The organism is Bartonella sp. SL317 (assembly GCF_059687655.1).
Genome location: NZ_CM185144.1, coordinates 1,513,374 through 1,530,182, shown reverse-complemented (window position 1 = coordinate 1,530,182; position 16,809 = coordinate 1,513,374). Strand labels below are relative to the sequence as shown.

Genomic DNA, 16,809 nt, shown 5'->3' with positions numbered 1-16,809 from the left:
CGGTGTTGCGGTTGAGGAAATAATCCCACACTAGCATGAGAATACATGAAGGTGGGGATTGTTTCCATCACAAGCAATGTTTAAGGTTTGCATTCAGGTTGTACTGGACTTCTTTTACAATAAGGGCTGTTTAAGCGCTTCTCAACACTGCGCTTCGGAATAACAGCACCACGTTGACAAATCGGGAGATCTTTCCTGTTAAAAGGGGAACACCAGCTAGCTCTCCCTTTATCACGAAAACCTGCTTGAATCATACAAGCATCAATGGTTGCTATTTCATTGTCGCTTAGTTTTCTAACTTCATCATCAAGATAGTCAAGGTGCGGCATTCCACATTCTAGCAAGGCTTTTCCTACCTCAGTAAAGTCTGCTCCTGGCTTTTTCCACCCTGCCACTTCTCCTGGAGGAGGTTTGTCAATATTTTCAATATCACATCCAGCAACACTTAACAAAATGAGCAGGCTTAATAAGTTAAATCGTATTTTCATTTTTTGTTCCCTGTTCTCGTTGAATAAAGTTTTTCAAAACCAAATGAACCGTAATTAGTTTGACACTTAGGACTTGCATCAGCGTAACAATTATGGGGACTAGGGTTATAGCCCAAGACCGCTTTTCCTTGCTCTCTTATTGCAATTGCTGGTGGAAATAATACATAGGGGAGCTTCAAGGGTACCTTATAAGCTGTAGGCCAATTGTAACCAATCACCGTACTAACGGGGTCAAATATATGACCTTGTGTATAGACGTATTTCTTTTCGCCATCGCTTAGGTAATCTACTGTATTGGCTACCGATTGCGTATGAGCAGGCGCTCCAAAAAGATAGAAATCTGTTTTCTTGGCTATACCATGGATACCACGCTCTTCAAAGTCACGCAGTCCATTACCCCCTGTCAAGGTACCACGGCTATGCATACTAACAATAGCCCCCTCATTGCCATAACGGTAGATAAAGTCTTGGAACTTCTTCGTCGAATTACTCAATCCCCAAGTATCACCTTCAAAAAACTTTTGATAAAATGCTATCCCTAACTCTACCAGCGCATCTTTAGACTGTGGGAAATATGTAAAATAAAGGTGTCCATTGTTATTAACTGCCATTTGGACAGCATTAGCCGCTGCTTCATCGGGTGAATTAAAAATGCCATTATAAAACATATGGACCTTGCCATCAGCGCCTTCCTGTAAATGCTGCTTTTCTTCCTCCGTTAAATAATGAAATGGGAGGAACAATCCCGCACAATCATGGGAATATATGAAAGTGGGGATTGTTTCCATCACAAGCAATGTTTAAGGTTGGCATTCAGGTGCATTTTTATATTTTTTACAAAACGGGCTGTTTAAGCGCCTCTTGACACTTGGCTGTGGGATGACAGCACCTGGACGACAAATCGGCAAGTTTTCGGCTTTATGATTTACACACCATCCCCCCCCCCTTTCATATTTATAGCGGAATCCTGATTGAACCATGCAAGCATGAATTGTTGCTATTGCATTAGTACTCAGCTTTCTGTTTTCTGGAAAGACATCATAAGGGGTTGGCATGCCACATTCTAATAAAGCTTTTCCTATCTCCGTAAAATCTGCTCCCAGTTTCTCCCATGTAGCCAGCTCTCCTAGAGGAGGTTTGTTAAATTGACATCCAGCTATGCTCAACAGAGCTACAGTACCTAATAGCTTTAAAGTTTGTTTCATTTTTTACTCCATGATTTCTTTAAAGGAAATTGTTCTAGATGAGATGAACCATAGTCATATCTACACTTATCACTCGCATTTCCAAGGCAAGTATGGACGTTGTTGGGATCTGAGAACATTTTCCATGCTTCTTTCCACCAGTTGCTGTCAGCAGGTGCTGTCTCGTAAGTATAGCCATTGCCACCAATCCATCGGCTTACAAAGTCATATCTATGTCCATCAAAACCAATAGTGGTTTGTTGGCCATTACTCAAATACCTTAACAAATTGGCTGCTGCCAAAACATTCGCCGCTGGTCCATGGAAACTGATCGTCGTATTATTGGCTATTCCATGCACACCTTCTTGTTTGAAAGAATTCATCATGTTAGAATTTGTCAGACTGCCACGACTATGGGCATCAAAATGTAATCCTGTGTTCCCATAGCGAGACATTAGATCTTTTGCTTCTTGTGTGGAATTGGTCAGACCCCAAAAGTTATTTTCAAAAAACTTCTGGTAACCTGCTATCAGCAGTTCTGAAATGGCAGAATCGGCTTGGGGGAATACAACAAAATAGAGCGGTGCATTTTTATCCTTCGCATGTTGTTCTGCATAAACAGCAGCTTCCTCTGGTGGTGTAAAGATGCCGTTAAAGGACACATGCACCCTGCCATCAGCCCCTTCCTGTAAATGCTGCTTTTCTTCCTCCGTTAAATAATGAAATGGGAGGAACAATCCCGCACTGGCATGGGAATATATGAAGGTGGGGATTGTTTCCATCAACAGCAAAACTTAAGGATAGCATTCATATTGTTCTGGATGTTTTTTACAAAACGGGCTGTTTAAGCGCCTCTTGACACTTCGCTGTGGGAAGACAACGCCTAGACGACAATTGGGAAGGTTGTCTTCTTTAAAAGTATAACACCACCCCCCCCCCTCAACTCTATTTTTATTGCGAAAACCTGATTGAACCATGCAAGCATCAATGGCAACCATATCATTAGGAGTGAGCTTTTGAGTCTCTGGATCGACATCATAAGGTGTTGGCATACCACATTCTAACAAGGCTTTTTTTATCTCAATCCGATCTGCTCCTGGCTTCTTCCACATGGCTATGTACCCTGGAGCAGGCTTACCTAAATTACATGCAGTCATGCTTAACAGAATGAGCCCACTTAATAGTTTTAAAATTTGTTTCATTTTTTACTCCATGATTTACTTACATCAATTTGTATACTGTGAGGCATCCCATAATCGCTTTGGCACTCTTTACTTGCATGACCATAACACGCATGGACATTGGGATAGCTTGTCATCATTTTCCATCCCTCTTTCCACAAATTACTGTCAGAGGGAACCTTGTAAAAAGTAGCAGGATTGCCACCAATCCCAACACCAACAAAGTCATATGCATGGTTTTCCAACTCAATAGAGGTTTGTTGGCCATCACTCAAATGAGATAACAGACCGGCTGTAGCCCAAGCATTCGCCGCTGGACCAAAAAATTTGATTGTTGTTTTTTTCGCTATCCCATGCACGCCTTCTTGTTTGAAAGAATTCATTGCATTAAAGTCTGTCAAACTGCCACGACTATGGGCATCAAAATGTAATCCTGTGTTCCCATAGCGAGACATCAGATCTTTTGCTTCTTGTGTGGAATTGGTCAGACCCCAAAAGTTATTTTCAAAAAACTTCTGGTAGCCTGCTATCAGCAGTTCTGAAATGGCAGAATCGGCTTGGGGGAACACAACAAAATAAAGCGGTGCATTTTTATCCTTCGCATGTTCCACAGCATACCCTGCTGCCCCCTCTGGTGAAGTAAAGATGCCATTGAGGGACACATGGACCTTACCATCAGCCCCTTCCTGCAAATGCTGCTTTTCTTCCTCCGTTAAATAATGAAATGGGAGGAACAATCCCGCACTGGCATGGGAACACATGAAGGTGGGGATTGTTTCCATCATAAGCAATGCTTAAGGTTTGCATTCAGGTGCATTTTTATATTTTTTACAAAACGGGCTGTTTAAGCGCTTCTTGACACTTCGCTGTGGGATGACAGCACCTGGACGACAAATCGGCAAGTTTTCGGCTTTATGAATTTCACACCAAGTTGGATGACCATATCTGTTACGAAAACCAGCTTGAAGCATGCAAGCTTCAATAGTTGCCCATGCATTGTAGCTAAGCTTTCTGTTTTCTGGATCGACATAATAAGGGGTTGGCATGCCACATTCTAACAAGGCTTTTGCTACTTCAGTAAAATCTGCTCCTGGCTTTACCCACATGTATACTTCCCCTGGAGGAGTTTTATTAAACTGGCATCCAGCCATAATCAACAAAATTACAGTGCTTAATAATTTTAAAGTTTGTTTCATTTTTTACTCCATGATTTTTTTAAAGGAAATTGTTCTAAATGGGATGTGCCATAAAACTTTTGGCATTCTGGACTCGCATTTCCAAGACATGTATGGACACTGACGGGATCTGAGAACATTTTCCATGCTTCTTTCCACCAGTTGCTGTCAGCAGGTGCTGTCTCGTAAGTATAGTCATTGCCACCAATCCATCGGCTTACAAAGTCATATTTATGCCCATCAAAACCAATAGTGGTTTGTTGGCCATTACTCAAATACCTTAACAGATTGGCTGCTGCCAAAACATTTGCTGCCGGTCCATGGAAACTGATCGTCGTATTATTGGCTATCCCGTGGACACCTTCTTGTTTGAAAGAATTCATCATGTTAGAATTTGTCAAACTGCCACGACTGTGGGCATCAAAATGTAATCCTGTGTTCCCATAGCGAGACATCAGATCTTTTGCTTCTTGTGTGGAATTGGTCAGACCCCAAAAGTTATTTTCAAAAAACTTCTGATAGCCTGCAATCAGCAGTTCTGAAATGGCAGAATCGGCTTGGGGAAACACAACAAAATAAAGCGGTGCATTTTTATCTTTCGCATGTTGTTCTGCATAAACAGCAGCTTCATAGGGTGGTGTAAAGATACCATTGAGGGACACATGGACCTTGCCATCAGCCCCTTCCTGTAAATGCTGTTTTTCTTCCTCCGTTAAATAATGAAACTCAGGAATTGGTTGTCCACGGGCATCTCTTAGAGGTACCCCATTTTCATCTGTTTTATAGATTGTGTTGCCATTTTCATCACGATCCACCACAGCGATGGGGTGTTCTTTAAGAAACATGGTTTTATAGGAGTTATCACTGTATTTAAACCCTTCCTCCAGCAATTGCGTAGCCATCTCACGGTTTTCGTGGACGAGTTGTTCCAGCTTGGCAACATCGAGCTGTTGAACACCCTGATGGGCGTTAACGGTATCGCGATTAAGGGAAGCAATGGCTTGTTCGTCATTTTGCCCCGTTAATGCTTTCTGCCCTGCTTCATCGGTGAGCACAATGGTGCCATTGCTGATGGCCGATTTGGTATAGCCGTCCTCAGAATCCTTGACTTTGGAATGATCTAAGATATTTTTGGTAATGTTTTTTGCAACGCTATATTTGCCTTGATTCATCGGCCCCCCCGTTGAAATGCTAAGGCCTTTGCTGCTGGCTGTCGCTTCAGAACTGTTGATAATATCACTGGTTGTAATGGTGCCTGTTGTCAGACTATTTTTATCTGCCGATGCGCTGCTGTCAATAATGCCTCCGGTCAGTGTTGTTTTGTCTTTAACATTGATATCGTAGCCGCCCGCCCCCGCTTTAATGCCTGATTGTTCTACAACACTGTGATAATTGCTAGAGGATTTATCCTTATTCAAGGCAATATTGGTTGAAGCTTTATCATCCTTTTTTCCACCATTATAGCCAACAGAAAAGGAATTCTGCTTGCTGGAACTTTGCATCGTGTCACTCTGGCTGGTAATGGTTAAATCGCCCCCAACACCCATCTCTACATGGTTTCCAGAAACCACGGCCCCATTCAGTGTGGTGTTTTTTCCACTGCTAGTATGAACCGTGCCTGTGCCCACAACATGGCTGTTCTTGTGCTGTACTTCATCACTAGAGCCCTTGCCTTTCCCAAAGGAAGCATTGCCCATCCAGCCATGACCACTGGTGCCATAGGTATAGCCAACATTCATGGAAGCGTTTTCATTGTTGTTTTGTGTGCTTTGTGTGTTTTGTGCACTTTCAAGAATGATATCTTGCCCCGCTGTCAGATTAATATTGCCGCTCTGTTCATCATTGATCAGAGGGTTTGTGCCTGCAATAATATTAACCCCTTCACCATAGATGTTGCCTTTGTCAGCGTTTATGTTAATAGCATGCCCCCCTTGTATGTTATTTGTGAGCGCATTGGAAGTTTGATACGATGCCTCTGCCTTATTTGATTGAAACCCTGCCGTAATGCTGGCTGAGACATCAAGAGCATTGCGAATGTCTTTTGGGGTTGCGCCCCCCTTTATCCCACTATAGAGACCTTTGCCTTTATTATAGAGATCATAGCCTTTCAAGCCAGCAATCAAACCATTGCCGATTTTGTGTTTTATATCCCCATGACCAAAACGTGTGCCTGCATCCTTCACGTCTTGTATATCACCTAATATCCCTACATTGACAGATCCTGTCACACCAGCAAAAAACTTTTCATGTTTTTCATTGCCCTTGGCAACATCATGCACTGCTGAAAGCTTCACGTTATTGCCCGCATCAATATTCACATCATGCTCTGCCAAAACATTTGTCGCTTTTAAATTTGCATCATTGCCGGCTTTAAAATTTGCATCATTGCCGGCGTGGAAACTGGAGGGTGTATTGGTCTTTTCCCATTGATCACCTTTATCCTTCGCACCCGCAACACCAAGCCCGACAGAAACACCGGTGCGGCTTTTGTCAAACTGAATGCCAAAGCCTGAGCGCTCTTCTTTTGAGTTTGTGCTATGGCTATTCTGCCCCGGTAATACATTAATATCATGGGCTGCTGAAACATTAATATTTTCCTGTGCGGTAAAATCAGAACCCACGATTGTCACATCGTCCTTTTTAGCGGTAATGGTGATATTTTTTCCATTGAGCGAAGAGCCTTGATGCTCAAAACTTTCTTCATTCTTTGTCTTTCCCTCACTCCCATAAATTGAGACAAAGCCCTTACCTGACCCCACACCAAAACCCGTTTTATGGGTTTCTGAATGGCTCTTATGATGGTCTGTCATGCCATCAATTGTCACATTTTCTGCTGTAACATTGATGTCTTCATTGGCAATCATATGAGAAGCTGTAATCGTGGCGTCTTTTTTTGCATCCAACACAATATTGCCCGTTGCCCCAAGAATAGAGGAAACCGTTGTGGTATGGGATTCAGCTGTATTGGAAGATTTACTGCTGAAAAGTCCACTTTTAGACGATTGTGCTTGCTGATCATAGTTTTCTTGTACGCCTTTGATGATCATCTTTTCCCCAGCGTGAATCGTAATATCCGCTTGTTTCTGATCTCGCGTTTTCTCTGTCTTGCCGGCTGTAAGCGTCGAGGCAACAATTTCCGTGTTGCGTCCTGAGTCAATGGCAACACCATTGCCCCCCGATACGAGTGAACCTACCACTTGGGTCGCATCAATCTTGCTATGCCCAGATTTGCTGCTGCTGAACACGCCACCCTTTTTATGGTACGACATCTCGTAATTGAGACTATTTTCCGCATTGTTGAGCAGAACATCTTGGCTGGCTTTCAAGCCCACTTTGCCATCAGCCGTAACAGCACTGCCCGTGATGGTGAGATCATGCGCTTTGCCATCCTGCCCTGCTACAGCGGTAATATCTCCGCCAGCATTGATCGAAGAGCCAACCGCAACGGACAGAGAACTGTCAACTTTGGTGTTTTTATTTTGAAGGTGCATGTCTCTTTCATCTTTTCTCACCCCTATCGTGATATTCCCTTGGGCACCAAGATCCACATTGCCTTTCGCATCTATACTGGACGCAGAAACATGGATATCTTTTCCGGATATGACCGTGGTATCTTTACCAGAACTTAAATGAGAGCCATTGTGCACCGCAACATGAGAGTTTTGATCTCTCCGATGCTGATTCGCACTGTTGCGCGTCGCATCAATCGACACATTTTCTTTTGCTTGTAAGTGCAAATCATCATGAGCTTGAACTTCAGAGCCTAGAATATTCAAATCTTTTCCGGAGAGGAGTGTTGTTGAGCCCCCTGAATGAATTTCTGATTGATGATGCATTATCGCATCACCCTGTGCATCATCATGATGCGTGGCTGCTGACCCTATGGTCAAGTTTCCTTGTTCTGTCGACATGGCAAGATCACCCCCTGTGGTGATCTTCACCCCTGAGGTTGTGATATCTTGTTTGGCTATCACGGCCCCATTGCCCCCAGCAGACAAGGCATTGGTGTTTAACACTGTCTCCACACCATCAACGCTTGTGCGCCCTGCCTCCAAACGAATAGTGTTCTCTGCAAGCAAAACAGCATCATTTCCGGCGGCAAAATGCCCCCCTTGCCCTAAAATATTCTCACCCTTTACAGATAAATTGTGGGTCGCACTGATCCGCCCTGAATTGACCACATCTTTGCTGGTCATATTGACATCTTCACCCATGATCAAAGCACCAGCAGAAACAAAAGAAGCTCTATCCTTTTCTGGAATGTAAAGCACCGGTGCATAGACCTCCATGCCCTTTACTTGTTGACGAACATAAATCACCATCGGCGCTTCTAGATTTGCCAATTGTTCTTTACTTAAAGGCTCACCAAAGGCAAGATTGTGGGCTTTGGCATAGTCTGCCCCTCTATCCAGCAGGCTCTTGACTTGTTCAATGGCGTCACTTCCTGGAATAAATGAGCCTTTGCCTAAACCTTGCCCCACAAGATCACGCATTTGTTTTTCAATCAGTTGCTTTTCAAAATAAGCATCCCCTAAGAAAAAAATCTCCCGATCTGGTTTATACCCAATTCTGTTTAAAAAATAAGCCGATCCATAAAACTTACCAACATCAAGGAAATCTGCCCTGGTTTCATAAATGAAATTCTGTTGAGGCAAAGTCCCCCCAACACCCCCCGATTGGGGCTTTGGCAAAGGCAACCCATCAGCCAATTCCCCTGCCCCATTGATGTCCACTTTGGGGGTAAAAAGAGCCCCTCCTGCGGTCAAACCGTTCAATGCCTCTAGCGGATTGCCCGAAACAGCCTTCGCCTCAAAATGTGCATCCCCCGTAATGGACCCCTCAACAGCCGTGTTGTTGAGTTGATCAACCACCAGATTCAACATACCTGCTGCCTGAACAAGACCAGAAACTGTATCGAGAACTTCTGAGCCAGTTTGGCGATTCTTGCCATTTGCTATGTCGAGACTCGTATTACGACTACCATCAGCGTTATAGGCATAACAATAGGCATCCGTATGAGCCTGACAGCCGAGATAGGTATTTTTATAAGCTGTCGTCCCCAAATTGGTCAGCGTCTTGGCTTGGATATCCGCATTGCCCCCTGCTTTTATAATGCTGTAGTGATTCTCAATATTCTCAGCGTTAATGATAAGATTACCGTGAGATTGAATCATCCCCTGAACCGCTGGTTTATGCGAAAAACTCTGCGTGACAATTTTTTCTGTCATATGAGACCAGTTGTTGTTTGGAAAGAACCATGATCCCCAGCTATTACCATTCCATCGATACTGTTTTATGTTTTCTCTTGTCTCATTATGTTTCCACGTAAAAGCCTTATAGACTGTTCCATCTTGCAAAGTTATTGTGCCATAGGTTCCTTCTTTATTATTCCAAAGTGGATTATCTAAATAAAGTTCTAAGTGTCCTTTCCAAAGCCCATTATCGTATTGATATTCATGCCCCTTGCCCCAAAGATTGGGTCCAGCCTGATATAACATTCCATCGCTGAGCCTATCAGCCCCCTCTGGTCTTTGGAAAGAAATATCGCTATTTTCCGTTTTTTCCTTCTTTTCAGGCTTGCTATCGGCTTCGTTTTTCAAAGTATTGGTTTGGATTAATAACTTTCCCCCTGCCTGAATCAAGCCTGCTTTATTGACAAGAGAAATGCTTTTTCCTGTGCCTGCTGCATTGGTGAAATATAAATCACCTTCTGCCATCATGGCACCAAAATCATTCAACAAAGCCCCATCAACTTGTAAAGCCCCATTGCCCCCCACATAGATTAGCCCCGTTTTGTTGTTGATCACATCCCCTGTCACGCGAAAGGCTAAATTCTGCCCCGCTGCCAATTGACCGCTATTCTTAAGCTCCCCTGTTTTGATGGTAAAATCTTTTGCCGCTAAAACTGATGTTGCCTCATCAGCCATAACGCTTGGAGCCGTAAACAGAATATCTCCCGTCCCGCCTTCATCCGTAATGGCTCTGAGTAATGCATGGTGAATATCAAGCGCGTTTGTGCTGTTAAAATCTAACCCACCATACGTCAACTGGCTACCCGAGACATCAATATGATCTGCCGTTAAATACAGCGTTTGAGGCGTGTAAATATGAGACCGATTATTGCTTAAATCCAGTGTTATTGCTTTCAAACGCACATCCCCCATGACAGACAGTACATTCTCAACACTAATCCCCCCTGACAGCGATGTTAATGTTGCTGTGCCGTACCCGATAACCTTGTCATAATAAATATCGTTGCCGGCAAAAAGTTCAATATTACCCCCACTGGCAATCTGCCCAACCTTGATACCTTTGTCCGCTGTAATAGAAAGAGAGCCTTGCTCATGCAAAACAATATTCTCTGAGCTACTCAGTGCAAAATCAACACCGGTCATCAAGGTGCCAGCATCCAAATTCCCAACCGTTAAAATTGCATCGCTGCCTGTCATCAGCGAAGAAAAGCCAACCGCTCCACCACGGATATCCGCCTTGCCATAAGCAATCAATTGATCAAAATTTATCACTGCATCAGATTGCGTATGAAGAGCCACATCGTGATGTGAGAGAAGAGTTTGAGAAACAAATATCCCCTTATGAGAGCCTAAAGTAATATCCCCTGCGCCATAAATGTTTTCTGCATTTATAACACCCCTGACACTTTGGAGATCAACACCCCTTTGGCTGCCCAAAACAAGGCTCCCAGCCTCTTGGGTCGCTGCCATATCCACCCCACCGGCTAAAAAGTGCCCCTGTATATCACCACCAGCCTGCGCCTTTAAAGTGCCTCCAGCTAAAACAGTGCCCCCAATGGTTAGATCACCACCCGTTTCAAATGCCATATCGGCCCCTGATCCTAGCCCAGAGACTTTGATAGCATGGCGTGAAGACAGTTTCATAGTGCCCCCAGAGGTTGCTTGCCCTGCAATGGTCAAAAGCCCTTCCTCTGCCTCTGCTGTCAAATGCCCCTCAGCCCCAACGGTTTCTAACGTCACATCCTGGTGAGCCGCAATATCAACATGCTTTTTAGAGGCGATATTCTTTGCCAAAACGCTCTTGTTTTTCGATTTTATGGAAACACCCCCATGACCAAAGGCACTCTGTAGAGAGATTTTTCCATCCGCAGAAAGATGTAACTGCCCAGCATTGGCCGCCATATCATGGCGCATACGAACCCCAACACCTTTTTCTGTTGCCACAAGTTTAATCTGATCCGCCTGTAGCGCCCCCAAAGCAGACCCATCTATCGCATATTCTGGTTTACCAGTAATATCGGTCAGCTCTTTCATCTCCCGTGAAATATAATCATAACTTCCCGTTCCAGCAAAAACCCCAATATCCTTTCCCGCAACAGGACCTTCAAAATGCACTGTACGTGAAACAATATCAACAATATCAACAGCCCCTCGGCCTGAGAAAAAATTCGCTCCGTGTGGACCAAAAGTGATATCCCCACTCCTGACCGCAAAACCTTTCAGAAAACCAGAAGCATCAACTTCAGGAACACCGGTGGTTAATGTTGCATGAGGCGTATTGATAAACCCACAACCATCACAAGTTATCCCATTGGGATTGGCTATAATCACATCGGCAGGGCGCCCAAAAACCTCTCCTGGACCATTCAACGCACTGCGCTTACCACTGGTGACTTCATTTAAAATCACTTTCGCTGAACCCGTAACACGCAAGTGGGGATTACCCGGCATAATGCCTCCCAATTGCGATTGCCCAACTTCCTGCGCGTGATTGTTCCAAATAACCCCAGAATGACCAATATTAAAATCATAATATTTATTGTGCGATAAACCAGAGCTGTTGGGGGTTACAATATCAATGGAAGGAACCCCATTGGGCGCTGCCACAATATCTGGACGATGAGCTGCATTGGCGTGAGAGTCAACCGAAATTTGCGCCTGTAAGGCTGAAGGTGCTAACAAACTAGAAAAACCAATTCCCCCAAACAAAACCTTTTTGAGCATCGTACTAGAAACTAAAATACCTAATAAAGCTGCTCTTTGTTCTCTCTTCTCATCTCTCATCTTTTATCTCCCCATCGCTATCCTTCAAGATCTGTTGTTTTAAAGATCCATTGTTAATGTCATCAAAAATGTACCTGACTTTTTATGCTCAACTGTGCTCCACAAAATATTGGAGTAACTGGCATCAAGAGAAACCATACCCCCCGCAAGCTTGACACCCGCTGTCCAACCAGCAAGTTCTTCACTCTTAAAACCGTACAAAGGTTGTGCAAAAACACGACCATAATCCAAACCAATATAGGGACGAAACTCACCCAAAACCTTTTTGAGTGTCGCGTTGTTGCGCCACGGAATGGTGCGCAGCATCAAGTCATTACGGGTAAAAAAACCATTATTGCCAAAAATCAAACTCTCACGCGTGCCACGAACATTTGAAAAGCCCCCCACAGAAATCTGCTCTGCAGCCAATAAATTATGCGGTGAATATTGCCCACTCAAAAGATTACTTAAGACAAAATTCCACCCGTTCACTTTAAAGGGAGTCATAACATTGATCGTACCAGTAAATTTGGCAAATTCGGGCTCTGCATCTCCTGCTCCTGGAGCATATTTCTTAACTGCATGAAAAAGAGGAAGTCCTTGCAAATAACTGATATCAAAAGTCCAAGTCCCCCCTAACATTTGGCGAGAATGCGATACCCCAAAATTGGCAACACTATATTGACGACTCCCCACTTCAATCTTATTGCCAAGAAGGTAGTTGTTGGTTCTTTTATAGGAAAGACCTAAATTCAAAGTCGTCAGTGAAACACTATCACGGTGGAGTACCCTGCTTATACTGGCGTGTAACTCACTGGAATCCCCCGTCGTTTCAATATCCGAAAAATTGCCCTTGATAATACTTTGATAATTATAAGCATAGCCATTTAAACCAAAAGTCCAATAACCATAGGGAATACTCACACTTGCTGAAATGTTATTGCTATGGCCTTCTTGCTCGCTTCCACCCCAGTAATCTGCCAAAGAATCTGATTGACTGCGTTGATAGCTAAAATCCCACGCATCATTGAACCCTAAAATATTTTCTAACTTTAAGCCCGCATTATAACGCGCATAACCCGTTGAGGATTGTCCTAAATTATCATGGGAAACTGTAACCTTGAAAGCTTTATCCGGTTTATTGTTAATATTCACTATTGTGCTCCCCTCTTCACCCCCTGGAAGAAGTTCACTTTTAGCGTGTGCTGAAAAAAGCCTGTTGATTTGATCAAGTCCCTGCTCAATATCGCGCATATTGAGAATGTGCCCTTTCAACCCCGGAAAAGCACTCCATACAACATGATTATGCGGTAAAGCCGGTAAACCATTGTAATAAATCTCTGACAGCTTGCCCTCAATAACAACAAATTTGAGCATCTTGCTGTTTTTGATATCCTGATCGGGGATATAAAAACGCGCCGTAACATAGCCTTTATCTAAATAAACCTTAGTTAACTGCTTGATTAAAAGCTGAATATCAGCAAGACCGATACATCTTCCAACATAAGGATCTGTTACCGCGGCTATAGCACGCTTTTTAATATGATAGACCCCATCAACAATAATATCATGAATTGGAAAACAGTATCCACTGCCCCAAAGTGCTCCCTGCTTTTCTTCAAAAGGCGTTGGAATGCCTTTGGGCGTTAAGGCACGTAAATTATCAATTCTTTCTAATTGCTGCTTCTCAGATTGTTGACGAGAAAAATTATCTGCTGGAGAATGAAAAATAGCCGGTGATCGCGCATAAACAATGACGCTAGGAAACATGCTAAACAACACTAAAATGGCTAGAAAAAGCCTTAAAAAACGCTCTCGACGTAAAAAGATAAATAACAATAGATTTCCCCCCGCTTTTATCATTTATGAAGCATTATATCGCTTCATAATCCTCTGAGCATGCCATTCAAAACACTCATTATTCTATGACGATTTCTAACAACAGAGCACATCGCTGCATCCAAGTAAAAATTGCGTCAAAATTCTAATGTTTATTTCTGAAGACCTCTCCCCGCACACATATACGATAGTTTTTTTAACCAAAACTGTTTAACAAGTCAATGTTCAATGCCTCAATATCTCCATAAATCATAGAGAAGAAACACTCTTTCCAGTTCTTATACTATAGCTTTGCATAAAGAGACTGTACATCATGCTATCAAGCACATCCTTTGATGAAAAATCACAATAAAAAACAAAAAATCTCTTTTGAAGTCTTTAAAATAATCACGCAAAACTCTTTATTATGGTATTCTCATCAAGGAACCTTTCTCCCCCAAAATGATCTGTGTGACTTTGTAAAAAAGTTTTGTCAGTTAACTCTAGCCCCTCTATGAGAGTTCAATATATTATCATCTTAATAAGACAATCTTTATAAAATATATCCCCATATCAACAATACAACCTTGAAATTTAAGCAATGATATAATTTTTAAGGGGGGGGGTAACTTTTTTTGAACCGTCAAAACTTCTCTGTAAAATGTGTGATAAAATGCTTCACAATAATCATTATGATCTTTTAAAAGAACATGGTGCATTTGTCTTAAATGAACACGTGAAATAGTAGAAAATTTTACTATTTTGCTGATCTAACCATGTGTCATAGGCTGTTGATAAGCAGTCTTAAAAAAAACTCTTTTGAAAAAAATAGCAGCTTTTTAGCACTTTTTTTCCATTTTTATCGTCATTCAAAACGTATTTAATAAGCTTCATTTTGGTAGGAGTTGACCATGCCGTTATGAAATGGAGCTCTGTTGTAATCTATTAAGTCTGATAATAAACAAGTCTCACTAAGCTCTCTGTTGGAATATTGTCGTAAAACAAGAAAAATCACCCCGTGAATTGGGAACTCTGTTTGAAAATCTTCTTATGGCTTATCTTATGCAAGACCCATTGCATTATGGACGGTATGAAAAGGTTAAAAGCTATTTTGACTGGGCGCAAGAACATGATAAAGATGGACGTGATATCGGTATTGATCTGGTGGCGAAAATCCGTGATAAAGGAGATTTGGCGGCTATTCAATGTAAATGCTATGATGCCTCTCTCATCATTAAAAAAGAAGATATTGATAGTTTTATCGCGGCCTCTGGCAAAAAAAATCTTCACCCCTCGTATTCTGGTGGATAGCATTGAAGGTGAATTAAGTGACAATGTAAATGCAATGATTAAAGGACAGGCGATACAGTGTTGTCTGGAAAGTGATCAATACTTTGCTTTCTAATGATGAGAATTTTGAGGTAACCCTTAACAAGATAATCCTAAATCAAGACGTCAATCATGTCTTAGAAATTGTTGCCTTAAAAAATATGACGACAGTTGAAGATAAAATCCATGTTTATGAGAAACCAGAAAGCACGGGGCTTGATATTGGAAAAGCCACTCATGAACCACAACGCTATATTCATAGCTTAACAGGAAAATTACCCTTTTATAAAGAGTATCCTAATATCCTTAAAACCCTTTTGGCGAAGAAATTTACTCTTGCGGATTACTGGGGCATATGGGCTGGCAATGTTGCTGAGATTGCTCAAAACCATATCAATCATCTTAAAGATATGCTTGTGGATGAAAAGAGTGAAACTTTTCATGCTTTTGATACGTTTTATAAGGAATTACAAAACAACGTAAACAGTGAAATCAAACAAGAGAAAGCCGTTGAGATGTTAGGACAACATCTTGTAACGCGCCCCGTGTTTGAAGTCTTATTTTACGGCAATGAATTTGTCCAAAACAATACCATTTCATAAGCGATGGAAAAAATCTTAACTGTGTTGGATAAAACTAATATCAAACAAGTCTCTCAAGAATTACAAGAGTTTTATGACAGCGTAAAATTCCGTGCCTCTGGAATTACCACCCCCAAGCAAGACAGAACCTTATTATCAAGCTTTATGAAGACTTTTTTACCAAGGCATTTAAGAAAACCACCGATAGGCTTGGAATTGTTTATACCCCCGTTGAGGTTGTGTATTTTATTAGTCACTCTGTTGATGATGTCTTACGCAATGAGTTTGGAAAAAGCTTGGGATCACGGGGTGTTTATATACTTGACCCTGTTACAGGTACTGATACATTTATCAAACGGCTTTTACAATCCAATCTCATAAAACCAGAGCACATGGAATATAAGTTCCGTCATGGTATCCATGCCAATGAAATTGTTTTACTCACCTATTACATAGCAGCCATTAATATTGAATCAACCTATCATGGTCTTATGAAAGGAGAGTATATCCCATTCAAGCATATTGGTTTAACCGATACGTTCCGGATGCTTGAAAAGAAGAATTTGTTGCAAGAATTATTTAAAGAAAACAGCCAATTTTTTAATGGAGTCACAACTTTCATGTAAAATAGACCACCCTAAATGGAATATACTCTCGTTGCTAATTCACACGCTTTCTTTAAAGAAGCATTTCTTAAAGTAGCCACACCTATTTTGCAGTGGCACCCGTGAATGGTCTAACGATAAAGCCTCCATGAAATAATATAAAATCTATTGCCCCCCCCTAATCTTTAAGCTTATGAAGGAAAAAGCTGGAACCATCACACTAATTTCCCCGCCCCCAATTTTGCGATAGCCCTTGAGACAGTTCATAAAAAAGCATGCCTCTTATACAATTTTACCCACATGGCTACCCCAATTATGATGAGCAAGAAAGTTATTTTTATCATTTCAATATGGAAAAAATTTGAAATGTAAGAATATTACAAGAGTTTCAAAGTACAAAAAATAATTATTCCTTATAAATTAAGGCATGAAT

Annotated in this window: 10 protein-coding genes and 1 pseudogene; 2 read left to right on the top strand and 9 right to left on the bottom strand. The window is 42.0% G+C overall.

Features of this window, described 5'->3' with window-relative positions; genetic code table 11:
- Positions 1 to 80 precede the first annotated feature (80 nt).
- The 9 genes from AC6ER9_RS06365 to AC6ER9_RS06325 are packed head-to-tail and all read right to left on the bottom strand — an operon-like array spanning position 81 to position 13,906.
- The gene (locus AC6ER9_RS06365) at positions 81 to 488 is read right to left on the bottom strand and encodes a hypothetical protein (protein WP_497073953.1); all 408 of its coding nucleotides are present in this window, start codon (positions 486 to 488) and stop codon (positions 81 to 83) included.
- Positions 485 to 1,276 (bottom strand): hypothetical protein, encoded by a 792-nt coding sequence (locus AC6ER9_RS06360; RefSeq protein ID WP_497073952.1) that lies wholly within the window; start codon positions 1,274 to 1,276, stop codon positions 485 to 487. Before AC6ER9_RS06360 ends, AC6ER9_RS06365 begins: the two co-directional genes overlap by 4 nt.
- A gap of 12 nt (positions 1,277 to 1,288) precedes the next feature.
- Complete coding sequence (locus AC6ER9_RS06355; protein ID WP_497073951.1) at positions 1,289 to 1,693, bottom strand: hypothetical protein; 405 nt, start codon at positions 1,691 to 1,693, stop codon at positions 1,289 to 1,291.
- The gene (locus tag AC6ER9_RS06350; protein WP_497073950.1) at positions 1,690 to 2,454 is read right to left on the bottom strand and encodes a filamentous hemagglutinin; all 765 of its coding nucleotides are present in this window, start codon (positions 2,452 to 2,454) and stop codon (positions 1,690 to 1,692) included. The genes AC6ER9_RS06355 and AC6ER9_RS06350 overlap by 4 nt, the downstream gene beginning before the upstream one ends.
- A gap of 12 nt (positions 2,455 to 2,466) precedes the next feature.
- A complete protein-coding gene (locus AC6ER9_RS06345; RefSeq protein WP_497073949.1) occupies positions 2,467 to 2,874 on the bottom strand; it encodes a hypothetical protein in 408 nt (135 codons plus the stop codon).
- The gene (locus tag AC6ER9_RS06340; protein WP_497073948.1) at positions 2,871 to 3,638 is read right to left on the bottom strand and encodes a filamentous hemagglutinin; all 768 of its coding nucleotides are present in this window, start codon (positions 3,636 to 3,638) and stop codon (positions 2,871 to 2,873) included. Before AC6ER9_RS06340 ends, AC6ER9_RS06345 begins: the two co-directional genes overlap by 4 nt.
- Before the next feature lie 9 nt (positions 3,639 to 3,647).
- On the bottom strand, positions 3,648 to 4,049 hold the full coding sequence (locus AC6ER9_RS06335; RefSeq protein ID WP_497073947.1) for a hypothetical protein: 402 nt from the start codon (positions 4,047 to 4,049) through the stop codon (positions 3,648 to 3,650).
- The gene (locus tag AC6ER9_RS06330) at positions 4,046 to 12,064 is read right to left on the bottom strand and encodes a hemagglutinin repeat-containing protein (protein ID WP_497073946.1); all 8,019 of its coding nucleotides are present in this window, start codon (positions 12,062 to 12,064) and stop codon (positions 4,046 to 4,048) included. The genes AC6ER9_RS06335 and AC6ER9_RS06330 overlap by 4 nt, the downstream gene beginning before the upstream one ends.
- 39 nt (positions 12,065 to 12,103) lie before the next feature.
- On the bottom strand, positions 12,104 to 13,906 hold the full coding sequence (locus AC6ER9_RS06325) for a ShlB/FhaC/HecB family hemolysin secretion/activation protein (RefSeq protein WP_497073945.1): 1,803 nt from the start codon (positions 13,904 to 13,906) through the stop codon (positions 12,104 to 12,106).
- Between the two features lie 1,017 nt (positions 13,907 to 14,923).
- Here AC6ER9_RS06325 and AC6ER9_RS06320 point away from each other — a divergent pair.
- Entirely contained in the window at positions 14,924 to 15,172 is a 249-nt protein-coding gene (locus AC6ER9_RS06320; RefSeq protein WP_497073944.1) for a restriction endonuclease, read from the top strand.
- 44 nt (positions 15,173 to 15,216) lie between these two features.
- Positions 15,217 to 16,370, top strand: a pseudogene (locus tag AC6ER9_RS06315) (damage-inducible protein); the annotation flags it as partial.
- Positions 16,371 to 16,809 lie beyond the last annotated feature (439 nt).